The sequence below is a fragment of the Paenibacillus gorillae genome, assembly GCF_000513275.1.
Lineage (GTDB): Bacteria > Bacillota > Bacilli > Paenibacillales > Paenibacillaceae > Pristimantibacillus > Pristimantibacillus gorillae.
Window position 1 is genome coordinate 55,350 of record NZ_CBVJ010000093.1, and the last position, 25,223, is coordinate 80,572.

The 25,223-nt window shown below is 47.5% G+C and carries 37 protein-coding genes; all 37 read right to left on the reverse strand.

Features of this window, described 5'->3' with window-relative positions:
- Window positions 1-3: 3 nt before the first annotated feature.
- Window positions 4-1,908, reverse strand: coding sequence for a glucosaminidase domain-containing protein (locus TY10_RS31625; protein WP_052350573.1), 1,905 nt, complete (start codon window positions 1,906-1,908; stop codon window positions 4-6).
- A 29-nt stretch (window positions 1,909-1,937) separates the two neighbouring features.
- Window positions 1,938-2,405 carry a hypothetical protein gene (locus TY10_RS28930; protein ID WP_052350574.1) on the reverse strand — a complete coding sequence of 156 codons (468 nt, stop codon included), beginning with the start codon at window positions 2,403-2,405 and terminating at the stop codon, window positions 1,938-1,940.
- A 59-nt stretch (window positions 2,406-2,464) separates the two neighbouring features.
- Window positions 2,465-3,160, reverse strand: coding sequence for a hypothetical protein (locus tag TY10_RS16045; RefSeq protein ID WP_042165518.1), 696 nt, complete (start codon window positions 3,158-3,160; stop codon window positions 2,465-2,467).
- Between the two features lie 3 nt (window positions 3,161-3,163).
- Window positions 3,164-4,117 carry a hypothetical protein gene (locus TY10_RS16050; RefSeq protein ID WP_155985898.1) on the reverse strand — a complete coding sequence of 318 codons (954 nt, stop codon included), beginning with the start codon at window positions 4,115-4,117 and terminating at the stop codon, window positions 3,164-3,166.
- 487 nt (window positions 4,118-4,604) lie between these two features.
- Complete coding sequence (locus TY10_RS16055) at window positions 4,605-6,173, reverse strand: glycosyl hydrolase family 28-related protein (protein ID WP_081735313.1); 1,569 nt, start codon at window positions 6,171-6,173, stop codon at window positions 4,605-4,607.
- Window positions 6,112-6,684 carry a phage adaptor protein gene (locus tag TY10_RS16060; protein WP_042165526.1) on the reverse strand — a complete coding sequence of 191 codons (573 nt, stop codon included), beginning with the start codon at window positions 6,682-6,684 and terminating at the stop codon, window positions 6,112-6,114. Before TY10_RS16060 ends, TY10_RS16055 begins: the two co-directional genes overlap by 62 nt.
- Window positions 6,681-7,067, reverse strand: a complete 387-nt coding sequence (locus TY10_RS16065) for a hypothetical protein (protein WP_052350575.1) — start codon at window positions 7,065-7,067, stop codon at window positions 6,681-6,683. The genes TY10_RS16060 and TY10_RS16065 overlap by 4 nt, the downstream gene beginning before the upstream one ends.
- A gap of 48 nt (window positions 7,068-7,115) precedes the next feature.
- On the reverse strand, window positions 7,116-8,309 hold the full coding sequence (locus TY10_RS16070; RefSeq protein WP_042165528.1) for a phage major capsid protein: 1,194 nt from the start codon (window positions 8,307-8,309) through the stop codon (window positions 7,116-7,118).
- Between the two features lie 11 nt (window positions 8,310-8,320).
- Window positions 8,321-9,121, reverse strand: coding sequence for a hypothetical protein (locus TY10_RS16075; RefSeq protein WP_042165531.1), 801 nt, complete (start codon window positions 9,119-9,121; stop codon window positions 8,321-8,323).
- Window positions 9,122-9,211: 90 nt separating this feature from the next.
- Window positions 9,212-11,368, reverse strand: coding sequence for a portal protein (locus TY10_RS30495; protein ID WP_155985900.1), 2,157 nt, complete (start codon window positions 11,366-11,368; stop codon window positions 9,212-9,214).
- Window positions 11,369-11,388: 20 nt separating this feature from the next.
- A complete protein-coding gene (locus tag TY10_RS16085) occupies window positions 11,389-11,685 on the reverse strand; it encodes a DUF2829 domain-containing protein (protein ID WP_337588365.1) in 297 nt (98 codons plus the stop codon).
- A complete protein-coding gene (locus tag TY10_RS16090; protein ID WP_042165537.1) occupies window positions 11,682-12,095 on the reverse strand; it encodes a hypothetical protein in 414 nt (137 codons plus the stop codon). The genes TY10_RS16085 and TY10_RS16090 overlap by 4 nt, the downstream gene beginning before the upstream one ends.
- Before the next feature lie 12 nt (window positions 12,096-12,107).
- Window positions 12,108-12,389, reverse strand: a complete 282-nt coding sequence (locus TY10_RS28935; protein WP_052350576.1) for a hypothetical protein — start codon at window positions 12,387-12,389, stop codon at window positions 12,108-12,110.
- A gap of 2 nt (window positions 12,390-12,391) precedes the next feature.
- Window positions 12,392-12,700, reverse strand: a complete 309-nt coding sequence (locus TY10_RS16100; RefSeq protein WP_042165539.1) for a hypothetical protein — start codon at window positions 12,698-12,700, stop codon at window positions 12,392-12,394.
- Window positions 12,697-14,082, reverse strand: coding sequence for a PBSX family phage terminase large subunit (locus TY10_RS28940; RefSeq protein ID WP_052350577.1), 1,386 nt, complete (start codon window positions 14,080-14,082; stop codon window positions 12,697-12,699). Before TY10_RS28940 ends, TY10_RS16100 begins: the two co-directional genes overlap by 4 nt.
- Before the next feature lie 140 nt (window positions 14,083-14,222).
- Entirely contained in the window at window positions 14,223-14,648 is a 426-nt protein-coding gene (locus TY10_RS16110) for a terminase small subunit (protein WP_042165541.1), read from the reverse strand.
- Window positions 14,614-14,955: a hypothetical protein gene (locus TY10_RS16115; protein ID WP_155985902.1), complete on the reverse strand. Its 342-nt coding sequence runs from the start codon at window positions 14,953-14,955 to the stop codon at window positions 14,614-14,616. The genes TY10_RS16110 and TY10_RS16115 overlap by 35 nt, the downstream gene beginning before the upstream one ends.
- Before the next feature lie 137 nt (window positions 14,956-15,092).
- Window positions 15,093-15,698, reverse strand: coding sequence for an RNA polymerase sigma factor (locus tag TY10_RS16120; RefSeq protein ID WP_042165545.1), 606 nt, complete (start codon window positions 15,696-15,698; stop codon window positions 15,093-15,095).
- Window positions 15,699-15,746: 48 nt separating this feature from the next.
- Window positions 15,747-16,160: a YopX family protein gene (locus TY10_RS28945; RefSeq protein WP_052350578.1), complete on the reverse strand. Its 414-nt coding sequence runs from the start codon at window positions 16,158-16,160 to the stop codon at window positions 15,747-15,749.
- 27 nt (window positions 16,161-16,187) lie between these two features.
- Window positions 16,188-16,343: a hypothetical protein gene (locus TY10_RS31040; protein ID WP_202903196.1), complete on the reverse strand. Its 156-nt coding sequence runs from the start codon at window positions 16,341-16,343 to the stop codon at window positions 16,188-16,190.
- A 293-nt stretch (window positions 16,344-16,636) separates the two neighbouring features.
- A complete protein-coding gene (locus tag TY10_RS16135) occupies window positions 16,637-16,870 on the reverse strand; it encodes a hypothetical protein (protein WP_042165550.1) in 234 nt (77 codons plus the stop codon).
- A gap of 19 nt (window positions 16,871-16,889) precedes the next feature.
- Window positions 16,890-17,399, reverse strand: coding sequence for a DUF1281 family ferredoxin-like fold protein (locus TY10_RS28950; protein WP_052350580.1), 510 nt, complete (start codon window positions 17,397-17,399; stop codon window positions 16,890-16,892).
- A gap of 27 nt (window positions 17,400-17,426) precedes the next feature.
- Complete coding sequence (locus TY10_RS32570; protein ID WP_052350581.1) at window positions 17,427-17,651, reverse strand: LexA family protein; 225 nt, start codon at window positions 17,649-17,651, stop codon at window positions 17,427-17,429.
- Entirely contained in the window at window positions 17,644-17,964 is a 321-nt protein-coding gene (locus TY10_RS16150; protein WP_042165552.1) for a hypothetical protein, read from the reverse strand. Before TY10_RS16150 ends, TY10_RS32570 begins: the two co-directional genes overlap by 8 nt.
- Before the next feature lie 241 nt (window positions 17,965-18,205).
- On the reverse strand, window positions 18,206-18,616 hold the full coding sequence (locus TY10_RS16155) for a RusA family crossover junction endodeoxyribonuclease (protein WP_042165555.1): 411 nt from the start codon (window positions 18,614-18,616) through the stop codon (window positions 18,206-18,208).
- On the reverse strand, window positions 18,613-19,020 hold the full coding sequence (locus TY10_RS16160; RefSeq protein WP_042165558.1) for a YopX family protein: 408 nt from the start codon (window positions 19,018-19,020) through the stop codon (window positions 18,613-18,615). The genes TY10_RS16155 and TY10_RS16160 overlap by 4 nt, the downstream gene beginning before the upstream one ends.
- On the reverse strand, window positions 19,017-19,271 hold the full coding sequence (locus tag TY10_RS16165) for a hypothetical protein (protein WP_042165561.1): 255 nt from the start codon (window positions 19,269-19,271) through the stop codon (window positions 19,017-19,019). Before TY10_RS16165 ends, TY10_RS16160 begins: the two co-directional genes overlap by 4 nt.
- Window positions 19,264-19,896: a BC1872 family protein gene (locus tag TY10_RS16170; protein WP_042165563.1), complete on the reverse strand. Its 633-nt coding sequence runs from the start codon at window positions 19,894-19,896 to the stop codon at window positions 19,264-19,266. Before TY10_RS16170 ends, TY10_RS16165 begins: the two co-directional genes overlap by 8 nt.
- Window positions 19,880-20,380 carry a hypothetical protein gene (locus tag TY10_RS16175; RefSeq protein WP_042165566.1) on the reverse strand — a complete coding sequence of 167 codons (501 nt, stop codon included), beginning with the start codon at window positions 20,378-20,380 and terminating at the stop codon, window positions 19,880-19,882. Before TY10_RS16175 ends, TY10_RS16170 begins: the two co-directional genes overlap by 17 nt.
- Window positions 20,373-20,591, reverse strand: a complete 219-nt coding sequence (locus TY10_RS16180; protein WP_042165569.1) for a hypothetical protein — start codon at window positions 20,589-20,591, stop codon at window positions 20,373-20,375. Before TY10_RS16180 ends, TY10_RS16175 begins: the two co-directional genes overlap by 8 nt.
- Window positions 20,592-20,600: 9 nt before the next feature.
- A complete protein-coding gene (locus tag TY10_RS28955) occupies window positions 20,601-21,488 on the reverse strand; it encodes a DUF4373 domain-containing protein (protein WP_052350582.1) in 888 nt (295 codons plus the stop codon).
- Between the two features lie 15 nt (window positions 21,489-21,503).
- A complete protein-coding gene (locus TY10_RS16190; protein WP_042165573.1) occupies window positions 21,504-21,683 on the reverse strand; it encodes a hypothetical protein in 180 nt (59 codons plus the stop codon).
- Entirely contained in the window at window positions 21,684-22,379 is a 696-nt protein-coding gene (locus TY10_RS16195) for a hypothetical protein (RefSeq protein WP_042165575.1), read from the reverse strand.
- A gap of 30 nt (window positions 22,380-22,409) precedes the next feature.
- Window positions 22,410-22,832 carry a single-stranded DNA-binding protein gene (gene ssb / locus TY10_RS16200; RefSeq protein WP_042165577.1) on the reverse strand — a complete coding sequence of 141 codons (423 nt, stop codon included), beginning with the start codon at window positions 22,830-22,832 and terminating at the stop codon, window positions 22,410-22,412.
- A complete protein-coding gene (locus tag TY10_RS32575; RefSeq protein WP_052350583.1) occupies window positions 22,786-23,352 on the reverse strand; it encodes an HNH endonuclease in 567 nt (188 codons plus the stop codon). The genes ssb and TY10_RS32575 overlap by 47 nt, the downstream gene beginning before the upstream one ends.
- A gap of 339 nt (window positions 23,353-23,691) precedes the next feature.
- Complete coding sequence (locus TY10_RS16215) at window positions 23,692-24,504, reverse strand: PD-(D/E)XK nuclease-like domain-containing protein (RefSeq protein ID WP_042165581.1); 813 nt, start codon at window positions 24,502-24,504, stop codon at window positions 23,692-23,694.
- Window positions 24,485-25,222, reverse strand: a complete 738-nt coding sequence (locus tag TY10_RS16220; RefSeq protein ID WP_042165582.1) for a RecT family recombinase — start codon at window positions 25,220-25,222, stop codon at window positions 24,485-24,487. Before TY10_RS16220 ends, TY10_RS16215 begins: the two co-directional genes overlap by 20 nt.
- Window position 25,223 lies beyond the last annotated feature (1 nt).

Sequence of the window (25,223 nt, forward strand, 5' to 3'; positions counted from 1 at the left end):
CTCCTATCCCGTTAACTGCTGATAGTATTTACTCACGCCGTTAACCCAGTTCTTATTGAGTCCAGTAGGGTCGTTTGCAGCCCCAACTGGTGCATATTTGCGTTGTATCTGCTCAATGGTGGTTAAACCCTGGTCAAGATAAAGACGTCTCAGATTACTTGCCATGGCGGCAATACCTTCTTCAATTGACCCGAATTCCTGGAGTCCGCCTTTAGATCGCATCATACCACCAACATTGTTCTTGTTCTTAGCCGCACTGGACGTTCCGTTTCCAGTCTCGTGCATCGCAATTGCCGCTAGCAAGGCAGGGTCTACACCGTACTGTTTACCGTACTTCGCAAATAAATCTCCGGTTCCTGACAATACCCCGCCTAACTGCTTGTAGGAACCATTACCCTTTCCCGAAGCGGACAGGTATTTGCTATCAAAATCAGCGATTTGCTTGTCTGTCATGCCGATACTTCGCAGTACATCATTTTCCTGTGCTTCAGATAGCCCATATCCAATAACAGCTTGATACATCGCTTCAAGATCACTTGCTGACGGCTTAGTCGGCGCGACAGGATTACCCTTCATATCCTCGCTCGGCTTGAAGAACTGCGGGAATCGCTGTTCAATAGCTCCATAAACTTGATTAGGGGTGAACGTAGAGCCTGGCGCCTTCCCTCCTGCACCCTGTTGCATATCCCAATCTAACCCCGCCCAACTTTGCGCACTACGGTCGTTAAATTCACGTTCATTTAGCGATTGACTGGCCCATCTAAGTGCATTATCGAGTCCACTTTGTTCTTTAATACGGTCAAATTCATCTTGCCACTGTTGATCTTTTACTTTGTCTCGGCCTTGAGTGTACTCAAATTCTTTGTCATACCTTTGATCGCCAATCTTGTCTCTTTCCACACCGTAATTAAAATTACGATCGGACTGGCGAACACCTTCGTTGAAGTCGCGTTGATCTGCTTGCTGCCTATAGTCCTGATCTTGACCGGCCAGCGTCCGAGTTCCTATTGGAGCATTACCTCTCGCATTCGCAAGAGACGTATCAGCACCAAGGCGGGAGATATCGACACCCATGTTTTGCAGTTGGGAACGAATCGCGTCAGCTTGACCACTCAATCCAGCGCGGTCCTCAGCAGTAATTCCACGCGTCTCTGCCTGCTGCTTTAGAGCATACAGGTTATTCATAAGTTCCTTTGCTCCGGACGGTAGGTAGTTGCCCGTCAGTTGACCTTCTGTGACTGCCTCATTAAACTGGTCACCGCGTAGTCCGCGAGCTGCGTTAAGAAGGTTTGAAGCATTGGACACGCTATCTTGATATTGACCATAAGCCTGCTGGCGATATTCAGGAATGTATGCTGCCGCTTCCTGTTCTGCCCGCTGTTGAATCTGCCCAAGCTGGCTGATATTCATCGAACTTCCGAGAATACCTTTATCATTGGCTGTCTCCAGTGCATTCTTGGTCGCATCGCCTGCCCGCAGTTGTGCCAGCTGCCGTTGCGCTTGATATGCCGGATCGCTTTCAGGGTCATACTCGAACTTCGAACCAATGATCTTCTCCAGATTGGCGAAATGTTCCGACTGCTTAGCCTGCCAGTCCTGATATTGCGGTGTATTAAACGTTGGCGCTGCCGGCTTAGGTGGCGGCGGAACACTCGCTGTTGGTGGAGCGGATACGCCTGCCGGGGCATTCGTGGTCGCTGTAACCTTTGACGTAGCTGGTGTAGGCGGGGCCAATACCCCTTTCGAAGCAGGAGTAGGCAATGGCTTGGGCGCAACAACTTTTGTCGGAGCTGGTACAGGTGGCTTTGCCAATGGTGCAGGAGTACTTGCTTGTTGGCCGACCGGCGTTTTCGCCAGCGGAGCTGGAACAACTGAACCGTTTTTATTCTTATCTGTTACTGTTGCCAAGGTTCTCACCTCCAAAATAAAAGAGCCCGCTATTTAGCGGACTCTAATTCTGCTTTTTTCTTGTACAGTTCTACAAGATCATCTTTATATTTACTCACAGCTTCTTTTGCTCTTTCGATAAAGTCCTCTTTCACTTTACCTTCTGACAGGGCTTTCTCTGTGTCAGCAATGTATTTTTCCCTGAACTTAATTTCATAATCAATAGTTTCTAAGTCCATGCCATCACCTGTTCTTGTGGTTAAAGTAACTACCTTGTTTCCAGCAGTTGATTTATAGCCAACGTCATATTGAGCAGCTTCACCGATTGGTCTCACCGGAGCGTAGGTCTTATTGTCCACTATTATTGCTGATCCTATATTTTTTCCATCTATTAGTACGTCCACTTCATCTTGCACTTTTTTTCCAATCAGGCCGAGAGAACTTGCCGATACGCTGGCAGCTAGCATGAGCGATGCGCCAATAACCATACCAATAATCAAGAATCCTACTTTTTTCATGTGACAACTCCCATCATAGATTTTGTCACATTATACCATCAATTCCGTATAAACGGGAGTTATGGACCCTCTAGAGCATCAACGCGGTCTTCAAGATCAGAAATTCGAGTCGATAGCGCATTTAGCGCAGTTTGCAATGATTGATTATTCCCAGCACTATAGATCCGGCTCCAGCTTTCGAAAATGACGCCTCTCGTTCCATCTCCGGAGATTTTCACGTCGAGCAAAGCTGTCAAATTGAGATTGCCAAATGGCCCCCTAACGTTCATATGGCCAGATGAGGAATTGATTACACCAACCCCCTGGCCACCTTCAATAAGAAACACTGCTGGTTTGTCGTTGGTATACTGTGAAATCACTTCCACTCCGTCACCATCACTACTATAAGCACCAAATAGATTCGATGTATTCGACATCTCAGCTCTTGGGAATGTGCCGTTCGCAGTTGAGATGTAGCTGCCGAATATCTCAACTGACTCAATCAAACCCGCCATGATATGCCCTAGGTTAGCTGTGATGGCAGACAGTTCGTCAACGTCCATCTTATCTGCTGTAATGGTACCTGCTTTGATCTCCTCAGCAGTGAGCGATCCGACTTCGATGTTTTCGGCCTTGATGCTGCGTGCGCGAATGTTCTCGAAATCTAACTGCCCGTTTACCAGATACCTCATTGTCTTCTGTAGCTTCGCTAACGAGTTAAAAGCCTGCTCTAGCGTTCCTACTGTTTGAACTACATCAATATGCTGTGTTGGCATGCGTTACCTCCTCATAGGCATCTCACGCGTCAGACGCGAGATTTCGTGAATAGTTACTTGTCCCGTTGCGACAAGCTTCAGGCGGACGGCATTGGCTGCTGCGATCGTATTTGTCGGGACTAGCATCTCCTGGTACTGAATGTCTGACGTTGGAGTTAAGGTTTTCGCTAGTATCCAATCTTCGCCAACTGCCTTCCCGCTGATGTAGATTGATAGTGTGCTGCCAGCCTTTACAGAGGCGACGATCCATATCTTAAACCACTGCTGCTTACGAGCGATGCTACCCGCTGTGAACGGCTTTGTAATGGCCGTTGCTGTTATGGCTGTCCCTGCATCATTTGTCCCGCCCAAACGCAGCACACGGCCGGATGCGTCGCCAAAATACATGTCAGCGCCTATACGAACCATTTGGGTGACTGCGATGCCGTCCCAGGTAGTCCACACTTGATGGATTGGGTCGTACTGCAGTATCCGACTGTTCTCTGTCGATCCTCCATACGGGATGCCGAAGTACAGATACTTGCCGTCATTGCCTGCAACCCCCTTGGACATCTGCGACTTGTTCGACCTGTTGATGTACTGCTGCACTGGAACCGAAAATAGTTTTTCCGGCCGGAGTCCGCCGGCATAACGATAGATTCCGTCACGCGATAAAAAAGGTAACGAGTCATCATAAGCCACCGTAGCTTGATTCCCCGTTACCCCTATGTCGGATGCAATTTCCTCTGTCGCATAACTTTGCGGACCTTTTCCGTACAACTCGAACATACTGGACGGCTTGAATACGGTGACATGTCCATTTCCTGCGCTTAGCCCATTTATCAACTGCCCATCCGTTGTATTGATTTGAATCTCTGCCGCGTCGTCCACTGTTGTCCAATCATTAGCGTTATTCAGGGCTGAAGCGCGGACGTAGTTTTCAACTGCGCAGTATACCCGATTACCTTGGGTAGTCACATAGTTAGCCCCTGACGGAGCTTCGGCTATTTGTTGAGAAGATGACCCATCGTATCGGTACAATTGAAATCGCCCATTTGTGCCTATGAGATTAATGGCACTATAGTTACCTTTGAAGTTCGTAAACGACCATGGTGCGTTCATGTCATTAGGATCTGAACTCGTGAAAGTCACTAAAGGAGAGGACCACGAAGACCCGTTCCACGATCTCCATGTCCCGTCATTAAAGGCTGCGACTAGTGTATTCCCTCTAAATTCCGCCAGTCCGGTTACTCTAGTTCCGAATTGACCGATTACCGAGTACCCTGGGCGTGTTGAGATTGCGGGAAAGTTATCAGGTGAATAGTTTATGAGTTCAGTAAATAACTCATCTGGAAGATTAAACCCTTCATCATCAGGTTTATACACGCCACTGAATGAGCGGACAGGGATCGGCTGACCTACGCCCCGGATTGGATTCCAATATGACACGGCACACCTCCTCTTCCTATAATCCCTGCCATACCCATGATGTAGGCGGGGTGGAGTAAGTCATTGCTATACTTTCTCCTGGCTCTAAAATAAAACTTCCCGATGATAATCCGATGGATACTGAATTTATAAAGAGGCCGACCCCGGTACCCCCAGTGATTGAAATCCGAACTCGGTGGGGATATGTATTTACTGCCCCACTCCCGCTAGATGGCATTGCTGGAGCCGATAGTGAGCCAACTGGGTTGTAACCTAAATTGCCTTGTGCGAATATTTTACCTGATGTGGTTGCTGCGTTATTTATTTTGGTCGCCATTTCTCGCATGTCATTATTCGACATGTTAGCAAATCCACTGAAACTTGATAATATTTTAACACCAGTGGCCATGTTTTCGGGGTTTAGAAAAGCGTTATTATTACCGAAATAGTTTCCTGTTAAAAGTATATTGTCGCCGCCACTCAGTGTAATTCCGACATATCCCGCCCCGCCTAACATGCAACCATCTATTTTAACATGATTACTTGTGCCTCTGATAATGATGTTAGAAGAGTTACTATTCAAGACAGATTCAGGGTCGATGTGGCAGTTAATGAGTTGGAACCCAACGCAATTGTTAATGTCCACAGTATGAGCGGCATTGTTTGCCCCTGTAGAACCACTGAACCAAGAATTGCTGAATGTCGAAATATTAACCGTTTCGAAATAGTTATTACCGTCGAAGTACGAGTTGGTAATCCGCAAAAACCTCGACCCCACGCTATAAAAAGTCCAGTAACTTGCAGATATCTCGCAATCTGTTATGTTGATTGCTTGCACAGCTGCGTAGACCGAGTACAGTTTAACGCCAATAGATGTACTTGGAGGAATTTCTCCGACATTAGAAGCAAGCCACTGTATGAAACAGTTTTCAAGAAAGATATCATTGATAGTTTGGGATCCGACCACCGAAGTATCGGCAGTTATCGCAGACCCACGAAACTTAAAAATGAAACTATTCCGGATGTAGACGGCCTGCACCCCCCCGCGAATACTAGTTATCGAAACACCGTTGTAAATGTTAGTGTAAAAACCCATTTTAACGTGATCTATAATAACCCAAGCGCAGTTATCAATGTTAATCACATTGCCGGACGTAGGGTTTAAAGTGTTTTCGAAATTCAAATCCTGAACAGTAACATCTCTTGCATCTCGTATCGTTAACCATGTCCCTGTAGGTGATGTAAAGTATATAGTAGAACTCATCCCACTCCCACAAAACGTAACGTTGCTCGCCGCGATTACTATGGGGCCGCACACATACTCCCCACTTGGAACATAAACAATGCCACCTTTAACTGATGCTGCGTCAATCGCCTTCTGAAACGCTTTTGTGTCGTCGGTCCTTGCGTCACCTTTAGCCCCATAACCCAAAACGTTGTATACCGGACCTGGCAGGTACTTTTGTTTTGCATTTGCAGTCTCAATAAGTTGACCCATTTCTTTCATGGCGATAGAGTACGCACTTTGTCCCAATAATTTCACCTCACCAAATAGTAGTTTCTTTAGAACGCCGTAGCCCCATTTTCCGCAAATCTTTTTCAGCATCTGAAAATATGCTGTTGTACTCAGCTTGGAAATTGTTTTTCATATCCACATCGCGCTGAATTCCTGCAATCCAACTAGCGGCATCGTATACATACAGTTCGTGGTAATCCTCAGGGAAATTGGGTGATACCGTCAACAGATTTGCACTCAGAGGTATTGGGCGTGGTCTATAGTACAAATAAGCGTCTTTATCAGCCGATGGATTAGGGTTTATATAGAGAGACTGCAGAAATACCGTGCAAAATTGGTCAGGCGGATTCTGAATCTCTGGTGTAAGTTTAATGTATTCAATACCGTCAATTACCACGCACCTTATCCGATCTTCCGAACAATCCATTGGTAGCGTGTAATATGGAATTTCTGTTGTTGAGAATTTGTATATGGCCTCGGGCAACGCGAATTTCCGGAATAACCGCTTGGAGAGCTCATTGAACCTGCCGACTATTTGAGCATCGGTCAAGTCATTGAATACCTCCAGTCGGACACGTTCAAGCAGCTCTCCTACATTCATGTAATCCCTCCGCTCATTGCTACCGAGTATTTATCGCCGTGGTACATGTCCCTAGCGAAATCGGCGGCAAGTTGGTCTCTCTTGCGTTCAATGTCTCGTTCTCTTGCTTCGTCTGCCTGATCGATCTCGGCAACAGCGCTGAACCCATTTGCGGTGTGTATCCTTCGAATATGTGAGACTACGTGACTGGACAGGATCGGGAATCCCGGCTGCGGAATTTTCATGATCGCAAGTTCGGTTAATCCATCCATAATCAGGTGTTCTCCTGTATGTGGATTCCACATGATATACAAATGCTCATCATATGCCTGTAATTGCGGCTCCACGTCGTTCAGATCATTGATCATTACCTTTGTAAATCCGTTGCGATAGTGTCTGTTCATGTTCCCTCCAAAAGAAAAGAGGAGCCCGTAGGCCCCTCTGAATGTGAATTAGTATCCGGCAGGTTCGTTGATATCGCCCAGCTCGCCGAATGCGTTACGAGCATGGCAGACCATCGTTTCATAGCAGAACGCCGTAGCCTCGTATGCCGGCTTGTTCGGAACACGGGAGAACATGCTGCCGTCCTCGTCCATAAATGCAAGTTTCGACGTGTGGTAAAGACCAAGGTCATCCCAGTTACCGGCCCAAATACGTTTCGATGGCATGTAACGATCGACGATCAGTGGCATACCGTCGAACTCAATCGCCTTGTATCCGCCTTCGAGTTCCATTGGGTTAACGAACCGCTTCATGCTGGTAAGCGATGCTTCGTATGCCGCACGGATGCCGTGGGAACCTGCCAGCCATTCAACTTTTTTACCCGATGTGATGTCGAGACGGTCGATCAGACTGCGGATAAGCAAGTCAGAGATCGCTCGGCCTGTACCTGGAGAAGCGGTGTTGTTCATCACTGTGGCTTTCCACCAGGCATATGTCGCTGGGTCAAGACCCTGCAGCGATTTAGTCTTGCTGATGATTGCAGCCAGACCAAGCGGCTCCAGGTTGAGCGATCCTTTTGTCACTGCGATATCGCCGGCTGTAGTTGCCACCGCTGCGCCGCTGATCGTAATTGTTTTCGCGTCATAGTCAACAGCTGTGATTGTACGCGCTGTTGCTACCGCCGTATTAGGCAAGGTATAAATGTCGATGATCTGTTGAACGAAGAAAAGACGGACATCATCAACAGTCAGCGTTGTAGAGGCTGCTTGTGTCGGGAATGCTGCCAGTTTACCGCTACCGTCTCCAAGAGATACACGGCGCATGAAGTTTTGGAGGTCCGTTGTAAGGCCCTTAACTTCACTTGTAAGCGCACGAATGTACGAAGTTTCATTCCGTTTCGACGCTTGGATTGTGGCGTTCGATACCTGAAGGCGACCGTGAACATACGCCACGTTACCTTTCGAACCTTTATACCCTTGTTGTCCAGCATCCGGCAGGTCGCCCATTTCTGTACCTGCGCCGACACCCGCGTTGCGGCCAAAGTGATGGGCAATGTAAAATTCCTTACCATCGCCGTCGATCTCTTCAGCCTTTTGTTTCAACTTCATAACGAAGTAGTTAGAGCCGTTGTTAACCTGCTCCTGCACCTCTGGCAGGTAATCGGTTTTTAGCGCGTCTTCGATTGTTCCTAATGTTGCTGGCATGTATTATCCTCCTATTCGGCGTTCCGTGATGCTTGAATACGGGCAATAGCCCGCGCCTCTGCGCCCTTGAATCCTCCGCCAGTTTGCGGAATGGATTGAGCGGCAGCACCCGGAGCGCCCTCCGTTTTGATTCCTGTTTTGGTTTTCAGATAATTGGCAACTGCGTCTTTGTTCGCTGTGGCAAGCTTTGCCTCCAGCAGGTCGGCCTTCATCGCCTTGTAAGCGATATTGGGATTAGCCACCTCGTTTTCATGCATGTACGCCCACAGTTCGTTGTGGTCGAGCGCCTTGCCATCGATTTCCTTGTCAGCGCAAAACGTCTTCAGTGACGTTTCGAACTCCTGCGCCTGCTTCTCGGCCTGTGTATTGGCCTCGTACTCATCAGCCTTCGCGGCCTTCGCTTCAAGCTGCTCCAAGCGGCGCTGTACCTCTGGGGAGACTTGCTCCTTATCAGCGCGTTCCTGCAGCTCTACGAGCTCGATTTCCTCTTTCAGCGTCAGCAGGTTGTCGATGCCACTTGTCCGCTGGAGGTATTCGGCAGCTTTCCGGTATGTGTCATGATCCTTGTACTGCTCCATCGCCGTCTTGTGTTCCGCATCCCACTTCTCACGTTCAGCAGCAAGCCGTTTTGCGAATGCTTTTTCGAAGTTGTTCTGTCCCGGCTCGGCGGCAGCTTGATTATCAACGCCCGTTTGGTCAGATCCTCCAGTCACTTGCGAATGCTCCCCGGCGGCGGAAGCCCCTTCAACGCCCGAAGCCGCACCTTCGTCGGCGAAAAGCTGTAAGTTAAGCGATAAAAGAAACTTTTTCATGGTAAATCCTCCTGTTATGCGGCGACCATAACGAGTCAACGCCCGCGAATAATAGAAATAGGCCCCGTGGACTCTCACCCGGGGCCTGCCTTATTTCATTGCTGTTGTTGCAATTTGCGTTTGAGCCTTCATTTGCTCGGTTTCCAGCTTCTCCTGGTTGTCCATCGCCTTCATCTCGGTTTGATGTTGACGCATCTTATCGGCTTCCTCTGCTCTTTGTGCCTGTTCTGCAGCCTGTGCTTGCTGCTGTTCGAGCGCTGGGGCATTAAGCCTATCAACATGTTCCTGATAGTGTTGATCGACTAGCGCCCTAATCTCAGGCGGCAGAGAGCGGTAACGACTACCTTTGCGGAACGTGTTATGGGCAAGGATATGAATCTCGTCGTCATCGCTGTCCCAAATATGGGGGACATCCGGCAGCGGCGGCGGTTCGATCGGCGGTATCTGATCTTCCGGCAATCCGCTAGCTTGCAATTGCTGTTGTATAGCCTGCATGCCCTGCTGCTGTTGCGCTAATAACTGCATGAATTCCGGATCATCAGCCAAGTCCTCAAACTTCTTATTCTCCATCTTGGCATTGTTGTTGTCCAGCGCTTCCTGTTCGAACAGTTCCGTGCTATCACCCATACCCATGAGGCGTAATAATTTGGCCGGATCTGGCGTGCCATCCTTCTTGACGATTGCGCCAGCTCCCCACATGGTCATGATGCGCTCCTGCTGAGCTGCTTTCATCTCCGGCAAGCTGGAGCCTTGGACGATATTCACATCCTCGAAGCCGGTCAAGTCCGAACCGTTGAAGCTGATAAGCTCGATCTCATTGTCCTCGCCAAGAATACGTCCTTGCCGCTCCTCTGTGTAATGCGCCTTCAGCAGCCGGAGAATGCGCTGCATGACCTTCTTCATGCCCTGTTCATAGTTCTGGGAGGCGACGGCCATCTTCTCGTTCTCTTGCTCAACCATCAGTTCCAATCCGCCGAGGGTGTCCAGACCGGTTGGCAATCGACCTTGCGACAACTCCCTGGCACCACTCATGTCATCTATGTCAATCGCATTTTGCGCGAGTTCGTTGTTATAAAACGACGGAATGTCAGGGGCCTGAATGCGCTCCGGTTTCGCCCCGCCGATCGGCGTATATTCGATGATGCCTGATATTTCATTCGTCAGCATTTCTTCGTCTGCTCCGCTACCGATCGGGTTCAGCCACATAGCGTTACCGAGTCGGCGTGCATGGGTAGCGACCATCGAGCGCAAAACGTTGATCTCTCTTTGTGGTGCAAGCATGTCCGTAACAATAGAGTCATATTGCAGCGTGCCGGGAATCGGAATGTACCCGAACAGTTGATACGGCAGCTCGCCAGACTCCTCGCTGTAGTCGAGCTCCTGACCATTACAAACGGTGATCTTGGCGCCCTTTGGATACTTCTTGCATGGCTTGTACCACAGTTCGTACACAAGTGCCTGGTTCTGCATACTCGTTATCTGGGAAGATCCTATGCCCTCACCAGACATCCGAGTAATGTCATACCGGTTGAGGTAGCCGATATTCGCATCAGGGCTCACTCGCTTGCCGTACTCCTCGTATATCTCGTCAACATCGCGGGCCTTACGTTCGATAATCCATCGGACATCATCCTCTGTTGTAGCTGCTGGATCAGCGAATACAGTTAGCGGGTCGCATACCCTGGCACGAATCACGCCGTCGTATATGGGCTTCTGTTCACCTTTTACCCACTCTTCATATCCAAGGTCATCTTCCACCGGCGTGATGTCATTGCCGGACTCCGAATCGAACCAAGTCTTTACCCAGCATCGCTTCTGAATGAGCATGTATAAAAACATTTCACGCGTCTTCGTGGATAAGCTGAGTTCTTGCCACAGCACATGCAGATACTTGTCAGCAGCCTTAGCTGCATCAATGTCCACTTGTTCTTTGCTTCCCGGTATAACGTCGAATTTCAGCTTGGACTTGATATGTTTCGATAGCAGTGTTGTCACCCGCGGCCGGATCTTGTTGCGCGTTACTCGAACTTCTCCCGACTGCTGCGGCAACACCTGTACCCTACGTTCGGAGGAGTTCCAGCCGATCCACTGGTTACCGACGTAGTAATTTATGTTAACGAGTTGCTGGCGGATGTCCGTCCAGTTCTCGGCTGAGCGAAACAACAAATCAACGCGATCAGGAGTGAGCCGTTTCGACTCTATATCCCCGACCGCGTTGGCGTTTTTATCGGTATTCTGTTTTCCCACAGCTCACGACCCCTTTCGGATTACTCGACGATTACCCAGTCCTCAGCGAACAAGTCACCCTGCGACGGAACCCAACCTGGCTGCCATTTACCCTGTGCGTTGAATAGAGCACAGTACGGCTGTGAGTCCAATGGCGTATCTACACCAATGTGCTTCGCCGTCCGGTCGTTCACCTTCGCCCCGGGTTCTTGTGTGGAATGTGGCGGCAAATACAAAGCGGGCATCACTACTACAAATTGGCTTTTACCATTCCACCCTGCGCGTGCCACTTTCTTACCTTCTTTCATACTTCCCAACGCTTCGCCAAAGTTCATCATTCCATCTCCTTCACGGCCGCTCTAGCAGCCTCTCTTAATTTGGTATCGCCCCATTGTGGGACGTATTGCACTTCGTTTGCCTTCAGCCATTCGACCAGTTCAGTGCGTTCCATGGCTTCGAACTGGTCACCTGCTGGTTCCTGTGGCTCTTGCGGAGGCACAGTGTCTCCCTCTTGTTGCACCAGTTCTTCGTTCTGTCCCGTCTGTTCCTCAACTGCTTCCTCCAGCGGCCGCTCATCCACAACTGGAGTCAGCGTGATTTCGTAGCCAGGCACCTCAACCTCGGCGATTTTAACCGCTACAAAGTCGTATGTCGGGTCGATCTCTGCTCGACGTTCATAAGCGTCCTGTGCATCCTCAGCAGCGCCATATCGCTCATCAAAACCACATGTGTACTTGAATAGTTTCATGTCTCATCCTCCTTATAACGGTTCCAGCGGAGTGGGCTCCTGTACGCCCTGCTGTGCCTTGATTACTTTAACTTCGGCATGCTTCAACTCCCCAAAGCTTGGAGCCTGTATGCGGTCTAACAGCTGCTTTCGTTCTTCTTTCCACGATTCATAATCATCCATCCAAGCAACACGACTCTCGTTACGTTGTGCAGCTAGATCAGCGCGATGCTTGTTAAATCTTCTTTCGTCGTAGAGAAACCACAGTATGAAAATAACTGCGACCAGTCCTATCACCCATCTGGCATCTATCATATTTAGTTCACCTCTCCTCCCATTTGCTTGTTCGTTGTCTTGTAAGCAATAATCGTTATTAACCCCGATACAGCCATCAAACCTATTTCTCTTTCGGTGTACCCTTTAGCTTTTGCCATGTGCCAATGCACATTTTCGTATTCGTTGGAGTTAGTGAACTTTTTATGGACCGCAGTTAGCGAAAACATGTAATTATCTCCGCTCGAGTATTCTATGAGATTCCCGTGTAACTCGTAATCCTTCATGGAAGAAGTTACGTCTGGCTGAGCCACAAAATCGTGTATTGTGTCCATGATTTTTTCAACTATCATAGCGCCTGCATCCCCTTTCGTTTGGTCTTACCTTGATTAGCGATGTTACGACGTACACGAGCTTCCATGCTGTTGTCTGGTGCTGGCTTCTGCGGTTTCGTTGGCATTGTTCGCATACCGCAGAAATAACGAATGGCATCCGGTCCGTGTGTAAGCTCATGCGGCTCAGTCGCAACGTCATTCGGGTCTTTCTCATCCTTGAGCACAGCCGGCAGTGTTCGGATGATGTTCTTACAGTTATCAAAGAACTTAATCCGCGCCGTCCGCACGATTTCGCCAGTCTGCTCGTCCTGTATGTCAAAAGGGGCTAGCCACTCTTTGAGGTTGAGCCATCCTTGTACGCGCTCATTGCCTGCCTTGACGAGAACAACGCCATTCTCGCCGAATATCTCAACAGCACTCTTGCCTGTGTCCTGTCGCCGATTCCACAAGTCCGGGGGAGCATAGGTGATCTTGATTTTCTCGGTATCAAGCGTCAACTCTGTCAGTCGGTTAGCGGCCGCACTTATGATCAAATCGGACTCATATACCTCTTTGTAGACATATGCGTAACCCTGTGTGTCAACTGCGATCCAGTAACCGGCTAGCATGTCCAGACCATAATCGAGCACTCGAAACCGTTGCCAGTCGCTAGGGATGGGAAACGACTTGATGACGTGAATTGACTCACTGAACTCTTCGAAGTATGTGCCGCCTGGCAATCCGTACTCACCGAGCCCAACGACTTTAAAACGTGCCGGGTTGGTGTCTCTGAGCTGCTCTATCAACTCTCTGTCGCCGTCATCTAACCACTCGTTGCAAAGGTATGTTGTCGTGAATGTATCTGCCTGCGGGTCTTCCGCATCCCAGAAACGCCGCTTTGTCCAATGGGAATCGATCCACGGGTTGTAACTCAGCGTGACTTGCTTCCAAAGGCCGTCAGGCATCTCTCCACGGATAGATTCATCGAATGTCCGGAACTCTTCTTCCTTCTCGATCTCGAAAGCTTCCTCAACCCACGCCCAGCACAAAACGCCCACATCTACAGTGATGGAGGTTATTTTAAGTGGATCGTCGAACCCCCGGAATAGGATCTTCTGTCCGGTAGGCAGGTACTTAGCTTCCAGAGGACTCTCTGTGAACTTCCAGAGGTGATATACATTCATCCGCCTGGCAGCCCATTTAAGAACCGCGAACGTGCTGTCCTTGTTGGTATTGAATGTGTTGCGAACGACGACTGTGTTGGCTTGTGGATGCTTCATCATGTTGTAAATGAACCACAGGGCTACTGTCCTAGACTTTTTCGACCCACGCCCGCCTTTAAGGACACGGTAGCGCTTCTTTGAACGCCAGAATGCTCCATACCCCTTACCGACAACCTCAGTCAAATTAACCTCTGTCATAGCCTCACCCGTTCAATTTATACATCTGTACAAAATACAGATTATACGCGCATGTCTGCATGTTGTGTCTCTGGATGCATCACCATCAACATGATGATATTCCGAGCACATTTCGTATTTTCGTTTGCACTATTTGTATACTAATCAGGCAAATCATCCTCACCTTTGAAGACAACCACCTGCCCTTTCACTTCCTGTTTGTCAACCCAAGTGCCGTATCTTTTGCCCAACAACTCAGCTGCTTTGATGCGATCTTTACCTTCGAGCTCGTTTTTGACCAGTGCTTGTTCACCCATCCCCAAACCTAACGGGATCTTTTCAGTCACCTTGCCCCGCATCACATCAGTGAGGAATTCCAGAACTTCGTCCTGTTTCGCGATCCTCGCTTCGTCCTTCTTGGCAATCAGAGCATCGATGTATTCGCGAATGATAGGTTTTGATAAGTTCTCATGGCCCATTTCCCTAGCCGTCTTAGCGCTGTATCCAGCTCTTACGGCTGATTCAGATGCATTGCCGCTCTCCACAAAGTAGTCAGCAAACCTCTTCTGCTTCTCCGTCAGCTTCATCGCATAACACCTCGCCTCCTGTTAGGACTATCCGGTCCTTATTGTGTCTTGCCCACCTCAATGCCTTGGGGATATCTATGAATGTGCGGCCATAGCAGGTGATCATAATCATTACGTCTACCCGAACTTCAAACACCCACCAAACGCCTTCAAGTTTGATGTACTCATCTGTGCGGTTGTATTCTCCTGCCGCTAGTTTCTCCTGCAGCACCGCTTGTAAATCGGTCTTGCTTACCACTTGCACTCTCTCGCAATACTGCTCGTGCCCATGCTTCGTTATCCGTACCGTGCATTCTGCAAGTTTCATACCCTCCACCCTCTCAGGAAATAGAAAAAGCCGCCCCAATTAGGACGGCTTCCTGTTCTTTTTCATTTCGTTCGATAGTACCATAATATCGCGGTTTTTTTCGGCAAACCAGACAAGAACCAGACATTTATAGGACATTAAGCGGACAACTTTTTATATTCGTCTTCTGCGTTGTCTTTCCATCTCCTTAGCGTGCGCTCTGTCACATTGAGTTGAACGGCTATATCTGTGTAATTCATTCCATCAATATGCCTCATTCTCAATATTTTGGCGTATTCAGGTTTATGGCTTTTGAGAGCAGTTAGAATTGTATCAATTCTTTCAACTTCCTCTTGTAAGTCTTGCAGTTCCGCGACTCTCTCAATGATCTTATCAAGGTTGTCTCGAACTCCGTACCCCCGGGCGGCGATTACCTTTTGGATTTTACTTCTCAACTCCTGCAGCAACTGCTCGTCCTCTTTGTCAGCCCCTTTTTGTGGGATGATCGCACATTGGCTCTTTATCCCTGAAGGGTAGCGATCCAAGTATGCATTAGCGACTGTCTCCAGCCTCTGCTCCTTTTCCGAGAGGTACATGTAGCTCGGCATACCTCTTAATCTCCGGTGCAATTCTTGCAGTTGATCGTCTTGGTTAAGCCGGCTTACCGTTATTCCGCTGCCTACGCTGTAGGTGCTGAGTACCTTAATTCTCGCCTGAATCTGCCGGTACCGACTTAACTGCTCGATAGCTTGCGGTTCACTCATTCTCAGGTCACTCCTTTCTATCTGCTACTCTCCTAAGTCATTCAATATTCAAACCTTCCCGTCCAGAAGTTCCAGATTATCGTGGATGTTTCCAGTGACTTCAATCGCCTTGGGTGTGCCGTCCTCATCCTTCCACATATGACACACATCAAATGGTTTCCAGCATGCTTTTTGTTCATTGTACTCAACCGCTTTAATGCGCTCGATATCTGCGAAATGTTGACTATATCCACCTTGGATTTTTACTTTGACAATGTCCCCCTCAAATATCTCAACACCGTTCTTATCCTTGAGTCCAGTGTTTTGTCCTACTGTGACGGGATCGACCTCGTATGAGTACAATGCCGATGCATGTGAAGGCATAATGAATGCCTTGCCAAGGTGTTCGCCATGATCTAACTCATGATACCAACCTTCCACCCACTCACCATTGTCTTTCCTTTTCCCCCGGTATTCTCGCACGGCAATCCCTCCCATGTATTTGATTATTCAGCCTGCGTTCTGCCGCTCGAACCAGAACACGACCGGCTCTTGCGATTCCACGATCAATCCATACTTCTTGGCAAACTTGTACTGATTCGAATACGAATTTAAACTTTCGATGAATCGATAGATGATTTCCCTGAACCCCTCGACGCTGCTCATACCCTTCATTAGGTTGCAACTTGGACAAGCTGGGACGAGGTTGTCGATGTGATCTCGTTCAGGATTCAATGGCACCCTTTTTGTTTCGACCTTTGTTCTTATTAATGCGTATTCAGTATCTTCATAGTTATAGGATATGGCATTTGGAAGCCTACCCAACGGCTCAAAGTGATCCGCATGCCATTTGTCCGCAAGTACACATCCGCAGTACCAACACTTTCCGCCTGATTTGTTCCATATTTCCTGTCGTTTCTTGTTCAATTTCTCACCCCTCATGTATTTGATTATTCACATTAGTCCTCAAACAAAGTAAGCCTCTCATCAGATATCTGACGGTAAATACGCATCAAATCAGGGTTCGCAATTTCAAAAGCTTCATCGCGGAAAATAGGAATTTTATAAAAACGCTCCAACTCCGTCATGAACGCACCATAACGTTCATCTTTCTTTTGTTGCGGCATGTCCTCATTTAATTTAACTTTTGCAAATTCTGCACGCACTTTAAGCAGAGTTTCCATTTCCTTCATGCCCTATGTCCCTCCCTATTCACTCTTCTTCTTCGATATAGTTCCCGTTCTCGTCGTAATAGTCCGGTCTGTCTACTACATTTTCAAATATCCATTTACGAGCTTCAGGTGTACCACTGTCAGGCAATGAATGATCAAGAATCCCAACTGAATCGAATTTAAAGTGTCCGAAGTTATAGCCATAGTCTTCGTCGGCATATTTGATGTCGAAGACAAATTCAGGGAATTGTTTGCTGAGTGCTTTGAAAATTGGAATTGGTGACGCCCATGCTGTATCAAATTTAATGACATTTTCGTTTATGCTAATTTCGTATGCATTCCATTTCGTTCCCCAATTATGATTGCTCCATCTATACCATAGCGGCGAAATACCAGGCGTCCCAATTGAATCAATTTCTTCCTGCGGCATAGGTATGAGCTTATTAAAATCAAAGGATTGATCCTCCGATGAAACAAAGTCGATAACGTCTTTAACGCTTCGGCCCTCAGGGGCTTGAATGGTAATAACATTAGTAATATGATTTGGCACTTTAATTCCTCCCATGTCTCTTAATATTCATTTTGATACATGACTAACGACCCTTATCGCCCTCGGTTTATCTGGCTGCCGTTCCACATACCCCTTAACTACCAGACGATCCAGAATCCCATGTGGCGTTGCTGAGGATTGATACCCTAAAGCCTCAGCGATCTCCCGCACAGTAGGTGGATATCCATTTGCAACGATGTGGCTTTCGATGTACTCCAGCACCTTCTGCTGCGTCACTGTGAGCTTATCCATGACGTTTCTTTCGCCAGACTGATTTGTATCCAGTAAGCGTCTTGGGTGTAATTTCGTAGCGCTCTGCAATCTCCCGATCAGTCATGAATTGCCCGCGGTGGCGCTTGTACAATTCTTCTGTCAAAACAATTTTGCCGTTCAACCGGTTTCTCACCGCCCGGCGCCGCCGCTCGTCGCCGTCCTCGTCCATTATTTTGAGCGTAGACGGTGGCGGTTCCTCGAATCTGTCCGGCCTTCCCAGATCCATACCAGGCACATAGTTAGCGACTTGTTCGGGAGTAAGCTGCCAAACCTTTATCTTGCTGCCTCTCATTTGTACACCGCCCTTATTTTGATTTGATGGTGTCCGTACCGCTGTGGGTTATCTAGCCGCATCAGTTCCGCCATTGCTGCTGCCTTGTATATCCAATGGGCTTCGTCGTCGTTGTACGCGATCTCTCGGAGCTGCGATTGTGTGGCTTTTCTCATATCCAAATTACCCATAACGACCTCCAATCTGGAACACACGTTCTGTTTGACGACAATGCGAATCCCTTAGCCGGATGCTGTTCCGCCTATAATTCTTTCACTGCTATTTCGATTCGGGGATTGAAACTATATCGTTTCAACACTCTAGCATCTACTATTTGGCTATCGTCACGCCACAGGATGCCCGTCAGAGCGTCTTTGACGCCTTTTTGGTAATTATCTCCGTCAGGCTTCGTCACGGGGTAAATAGTGCCATCCTCAGCTTCCTGCGCCTTCTTCTTGCTGAAACTCTTTGGTATCGGCCGATAAACAATCAATTTCATTGCTATCGGTCCAGTGATCAACTCAGCCGGCTTATGCTCCACGGCTGCTAGTCGAATGTAATCTTTATAATCACTCGACTTCTTAGGGTCGTAAGCTCTCACAAATCCTCCAACAGTTGAAAACCTCGGCCTTCCCTGCGCTATTGGTTCGCCGTATACTGTGAATTCGATCACCCCCCCACCTCCAACAGTTCAGGGTTTTCATGGATGTTTCCGATGACCTCACATGAGTCGTGATTACCATAAAGGGTATAACTAATTTGCCATGTAACTGGGGGAAGCCAATCGATGCGATATTTCCCTTCTTCATAATTGACTACACCCACATCGTTTTCGTTTTTAACAATATCGCCCCCATATATGTGTTCACCTTCACAATCATTTACTTCCGTGTATTGACTGATTGTTTTGGGATCTACTTCAAAATAAGCACCACTGTTTGTGAAAATGTAGTGACATCTTGGCGGAACGTCACATAAACCTTGTGTGTTGTATCCTATCTCGAACATGTAAAGATAGAATCCGTACACCCAACCGCCGTTATTAGTTTGTTTTCCTCGAAATATGATCTCTCTCAATCCCCCACCCCCGGAGTCTCAGCTATAACAGCAGCCAACTTCTTGTCATGCTCGTTGATTGTGGATACGTCCGGCCGTTCCAACAGGTTGATTGCTTTGCCCTGCGGGCGATCTGCGACTATTGTCAAAGGAGAAAAAAGTCTGCATGTGATTTCGAGTATTTGTTGGCTTTCCTGATCCAATGCTACGGGGTACAACATACCGCCTTTGTTATAAAAGAGTACTGGACCGTCTTTTAATGCTTCACTCACTTGAACTCACCTCGCTATTCAACATCAGGAGCGCAGCCTTACATACAGCATACGGGGCATGTTCTGATACAGACCTGTAATTAGTCCCCTTGTAATCAATGCTGCAATCCCAATCCTCGTAAAAGCCTATGTTGATCTCAGCTCCGCGCTTGAGCATCTCGTCTACCACCAGTCGCATTCCTTCCCATGTGGTAGAGTATTTTGGTATTTCTCGCTGTTGAAGCAAATCGGCAACATCCCTAATAACTAAGTTTGGCTTGTTTATTTCCTCTTCTGATAGCCCTACCAATCTGAGCAAGTGGTGGCTCGTTTTGGCGTATATACCGCGACCTTCTTCTAGCGTCAGACCTAATACTTTTACTGCAATCAGTTCGTTCAACTCTTTCCCAGGCTGCAGCTTCTCAATCTCTGTATAATTCATTCCGGTTCCTCCTCCATACAAGCGTTCATGAAGCTCTCTATCTTCATCAGTCTCGACTTTGTTCTCAAGAATCTCTACAGGCTCAGGGCAACGCCTTTCTAGATACACCCAGCAATCAAGCCCGCAGCCTCCCCATATACCGACTTTGTGGCAGTCGGTTGTTCCTACAATGCCATACATAGCTTCCTCAAGATGGTTGTCCATTGCCAGAAGCATCCTCCTTGTTGGATAGAGTCGAGAGGACATAAACTGCCTTGTCTTCTACCGACAAGAACGCCTCTGCTAGTTGATAGGTTTCCACGTTGGCGGGAAGCATTTCGCGATAGTCATTAATCCATTCCAGCGCTCTCTTCATGGCGGTGTGCTCTTTTTCAAGCTCGATTATCCGTTCTTGCTCGTACCAACGCCGTTCGTTTTGTCCATCGTTGAAGAATACGAATTTTGCGTCGATGATCTTATTTGCCGTCTCCAATTTTCCCAGCAGAAAGGCCATCCATGTTGGAGTGTTGACGATTAGGTAAGCGTTAGCCGCTGCGACCTCGTCAGTTCCGTGGATTTCAGCAATGCTACCATTGTCAATCGACTGCCATATCTCCATTTTCCCAGTGGCAGTGTTTGTAATCTTAGCCCACGGTCCAATTTCAGCGTTTTTCAACGCCTCTTTTATTTGCTCGATCGTGTCAGTCATTCTTTCCCATCTCCTCTACTGCAGCTACGTTTTCCCAAAGGTCTGCGAACAGGTATTCAATGCTTGCACGGACATCCTTTGAATTACGGCCGCTCGCTAATTGCATTTCCGTATACATCTGCCTAGTCAAATGATCAAGGCCCTCCAGCTTTTCGCGTATCAGCCATTCGAAGCTGTCCCAGACCTCTTGTACTCCTTTGGCGATTTTCATTGTGTCCTCCTAAAACGGTAAATCCTCACCGTCCAACTTCCGAGCAAGCCTCCGCATCTCTTCCAGTTTCTCTGGTGGGATGGTATGAGGATCGTCATTCCCGCCGGTCACGATTGACAAGCTAGGTTTTTGCGGGCTGTTGTATCTACCAAACTTCATTTCTGTCTTTTCTTTTAACGCGAATATTCCTTGCCAACTGTTCAAAATAGATTGATTCAAAATAGCAATCTTGTCATCGTCATTCGATGCCAGCTTATTCAGTTCATTAAGCAGCAAAGTAATGGCTCGTTCCGTCATCGGCTTTTTAATTTTCTTTCTGAATTCAATAAAAGATTCCAGAGTGTCAGACAACTCCGTATTCGACGTGTAAGCGGAGAAGGTATTATCTTTATTTTCTTTTTTATTTCTTTTACTTTCTTTTACTTTACTTTCCTTTAATGCATCGTTTTTGCTTGCATTTGCATCGTCACCCTCATGCATTTGCAATGCTGTTGTATCGGCAGAATCGGAAACCTCAGTAACGGCGCCACTTTTCGCCCATCGCTTATTTGCTGCCTCTGAACGTTTTTCGCTCACTTTAGTTCGCTTTTCCATCCTTCTCAGCAAAGATCGGCTCCAAAAGTAGTGCCCGTCAGACTCAAAAAGTTTAAATTCGTTAATGCAATCTCTTACAAATGCTTCTGCAATTTCTGCATTGCATTGCAACTCAGATGCATATGCATTCCAAATGTATTTACCTTGCATGCTTAATTTGAACCCGTCTTCATCGCGCATCATTTCAATGAGTACCCAATACCATGCATAACCTTCCAGATTATAGACAGCCCGCATTTGTTTGATATTAGGATCGTGCCTAGCGTTGCTGTCATGCGAGAAGTAGAAAGCTTCCTTTGCCACTAGTCCCCCTCCCTCTTATCTGTCGTCTCGCAGCCATATAATGCGCCGCTCAAAGTTGTATTTGACTGGAGTAAAGCCCGGGTAGGCCAGCGCAAAATAGCGCTGTACCTCCCGTTTGAATTCGTCCATATCTTCGCCAGCAAGCATCCATATTCGTTCGCCGACACTGGATTGGGTTAATGGTTTTTCGATCATTTAATCGTTGCAATCATAGTACTCTTCGACGTCTTTACAATCAGCAACGATAGTCGCGCCAGTGGCATAGAGCTGGAAGAGGAACTTATCAAAGCCGTATAGTCCGTTCAGAATTTTCTTGTTGTCCAGTTCTTTATCATCAATTTTCAATGTGCTGAGTTTGCACAATGTCGGCTCTTCTTTTTCTCTCGAAAGGTAGAAGTTGTACTTGCAGCGGTAATTCGATTTGTCGCTTTCAGGATCAAAATATACATGAATTCCATAGGTGAAGGAGTCGTCGCAATGAAACGAAATATAGTCGCCGTTTTTGTCTCCGTCATCATTTTCCTCTTCTTTCATCTTCTCGATGATTTCCGACAGTTTCCATTCCTTCTTTTCTAATGGAGAGAACAATTTAGTCAGTTCTTCTCTGACTCTCGCAATGCCCTCTGTTTGAATTTGCTCGTCAAGGATCTCTTGAACAGAATTGAGGAGCAGCACGTTATATCCGGACAGATTGAGTTTGTCCATGTTGACATTCAAGTTTTCTTTAACATGGTTTTCCAGCGAGGTTTTGAAATCGCTGCGGTACCCGCCGATAAGGTCGTCAACAACTGACGTTACTGTCTTTTCCAGTGTCTTTTTAATTGCTTGCTCTACGAATCCGGACTGAGACATTTCCGCCAAAGCATTGTTCACCATTACATTAAGATCCATTATTCATACATCTCCTTAGGTTATATTTGATTAAAACGGAAGGTCGTCTTCTGAAATATCAATTGGCCTGCCATCGTCTGTGAACGGGTCGCGGCTGTTGCCGGATGATTCGCTAGACTGACCGCCCTCACTCCGGCTGCGTTCTAGGAAGCGCACATTGTCCGCTATGACCTCAGTGACATACACACGCTTGCCTTCGCCGTTCTGGTAGTTGCGGGTCTGTATGCGGCCCTCTACGGCGCACAGGCGACCTTTAGCAAGATAGTTGGCACATGCTTCAGCTAGCTGCCTCCAGGTCACCACGGGGATAAAGTCAGCCTCTCGATTACCGTCGCCGCTCGTAAACGGACGGTCAACCGCCAGTGTGAAGGATGTCGTTGCTACTCCAGCAGGCGTGTAGCGTAAATTAGGATCGGCAGTAAGTCTTCCGATTAAGATTGTTCTGTTTAACACCTTCGTACCACTCCTCTAATTTAAATTCCTTGATTTTGTTATAGATGGTCTTTCTCGTTACATTTAGAATTGAAGAAGTTTTAGTTGGCCCGTATTCCTCCAGCAATCGCATTAGATGTTGTTTATCAATATTTTTGTAAGAATGGTGTTTAAATTTATCAGCGAGACGTTCTTTCATTTTTAGAGATATTAGTCTTCTAGTTTCAATACTTCTAGTTGCGCCGGTATTGTGTAAGATAGTGTGATCGCTATGTTTCATGACTTCTAAGTTTCCAAACCGATTATCATGCTTTTTTCCGTTCTTATGGTGGACAATTTCATCTTTGTCGAGGTAACGATCCAATATTTGTTCCATGATAATCCGATGTTCAAAAACATAACCGTCCTTACCTGCAAATGGGTGAGACTTAACGCACAAAGTTACATATCCCGATTTAGTGCGCTTTCTGCCAGTCACATCGTGAAACACACCGTTTATACTAATCGAATAAAATGTTTGCTTTTGTGTGTGAGTCGGCATTTTTACCTCTCTCTCGTAAATATTGTGTAGTACCTATATCCCGAACGTACCGTTTAAACCGGATGCCCTCTGGATCCTCATCCAGCCAAAGGTGGCAGAGCTTGCAGGCGTGAAACAGGTCGTCCACGGTCGTAGGATGAGCAATGAGCCTCCGTCCGATAGTATGAGCCCTCTCAGCAGCTGGAGCGCCAACACAGCGTTTCCTGACCTCGCAGACGTTGTGTGATCGCTCCTTAAGTTGCTTGTCCACTTTGGTGCTTATATCACCCATTTGCTTTTGTGTGAGTCCGCCTCGCTTATGCTTAGGCTTATAGGCTGGGTTAAAATCACCAACAGGCATTAGTACACCGCCAGCTCGCCGTAATGCTTGATATGCTTCAGCTTCTTCGTCGCCCGGCAGTAATCGCACCGTTCACAGCGGACCGGCTCTGCCGCCCCCGACTTCACAGCCTTCACCCGTTCAATGTTGTTGCGGACGATCTGTAGCCCGGCTTCTATGGCATCATAGTCAAAATAGATGCTTTCATGGTCTGGAGGATCTTGCTTCGTGACAATTACTATGTGAGGCAACAACCATTCCTCACGGCCTGTCTTACGTTTCTCAATCTCAGCGTACACAGCCATCTGCAAGGCATATCCGTAATGATCAATGAAATTTTCATAAGCTTTTGCATCATTCGACCACCATTTGCCATCAATGTCCTTTAAAGCCTTCAAATCCGCGAACAATCCAACGCTTGGTTGATAACTGTCGATCATGATTTTCCACTTGATCCCGAACAGCTCGGCCGTAATAATCACTTCTTTTTGTCCGGCAAGCACTTTCATAACCAGTGGATCATTCATTAAAACATCGATCATTTTGTTCAAATGTTTGTAATTCGACTTCAGTTGTCCTTTTGTCGGTCCTTGGCTGCTATAAATTTCTGGATGATCCGCTTTGTAATCAGCAAGCGTCCCTTCATTCCAAGCATGGATGTAATGACCTTCGTCGAAAGCCCCCTTGTTTGGGCGTTCGTATTCTCCTGACAATTCAGCCATACTGCGAGCTTCACAACCCTCATACGATGGTAGGAAGCCTTTAAACTGACTGACGGACATGTAATGGCGATTTGCTTCAAGTGAAAAGTAATTATCCTTGTTCAACTTCATCCGTCAGCACCTCGCTTTCCAGATTCAGCGGGCTTTGCTGTTGCGGTCGAGGTTCCCGATTAAACTCGAAGCTGCTGCCAGCGTCGAAGGCAAGACGCTGTTCCGCGTCAAAGTCAATCTCAATCGTTTTGCACAACCGCCGCAATGCAGTCCGTTTGTACATCTCGCCTTGGCTCTTTTCCCATGTGTCGCTGCCAGGATTCTTGCCGTAGTGTGTGCGGATCGACTCAATCTCGGTCGAGGACATTGACTCGTAATCCATACCGCCATCATTAAACTGGGCGACCGCGAAACTACCGATGATTTTGCTATTGTTAAAAGGCAGTGGGTCGAAGGAAACAACCGGTCGCCCTTCCACAACAGATTCACGGAAAACGTCGCCTTCCCTAACGTTCTTGGCGTAAATGTTGAGCAACGGCCGAACGCTATGTTTCATCGCAAGTTTCATCTCGCCTTTATAATCTGTTTGAAACCGAGCTGCGCTGCCTTCTGTAATGACGTGGCATTCTTTCGCTAGGAAATCGAGTCCTAGAATCGCGCCTTTTAAGAATTGCAGCGCAATCTCATCCGGGTTAAACCTTTCGAAATTTCGTACCTCAGGCAAATAAGCTTTGCAGTTTTGAACGAACCGGACCGCATTGAAACCGGAGGGCAAAGCGTCATGCTTTGCCTCCAACAATGCCTCCAGCGGTTCAATGAACTGAACATCGTTTGACATT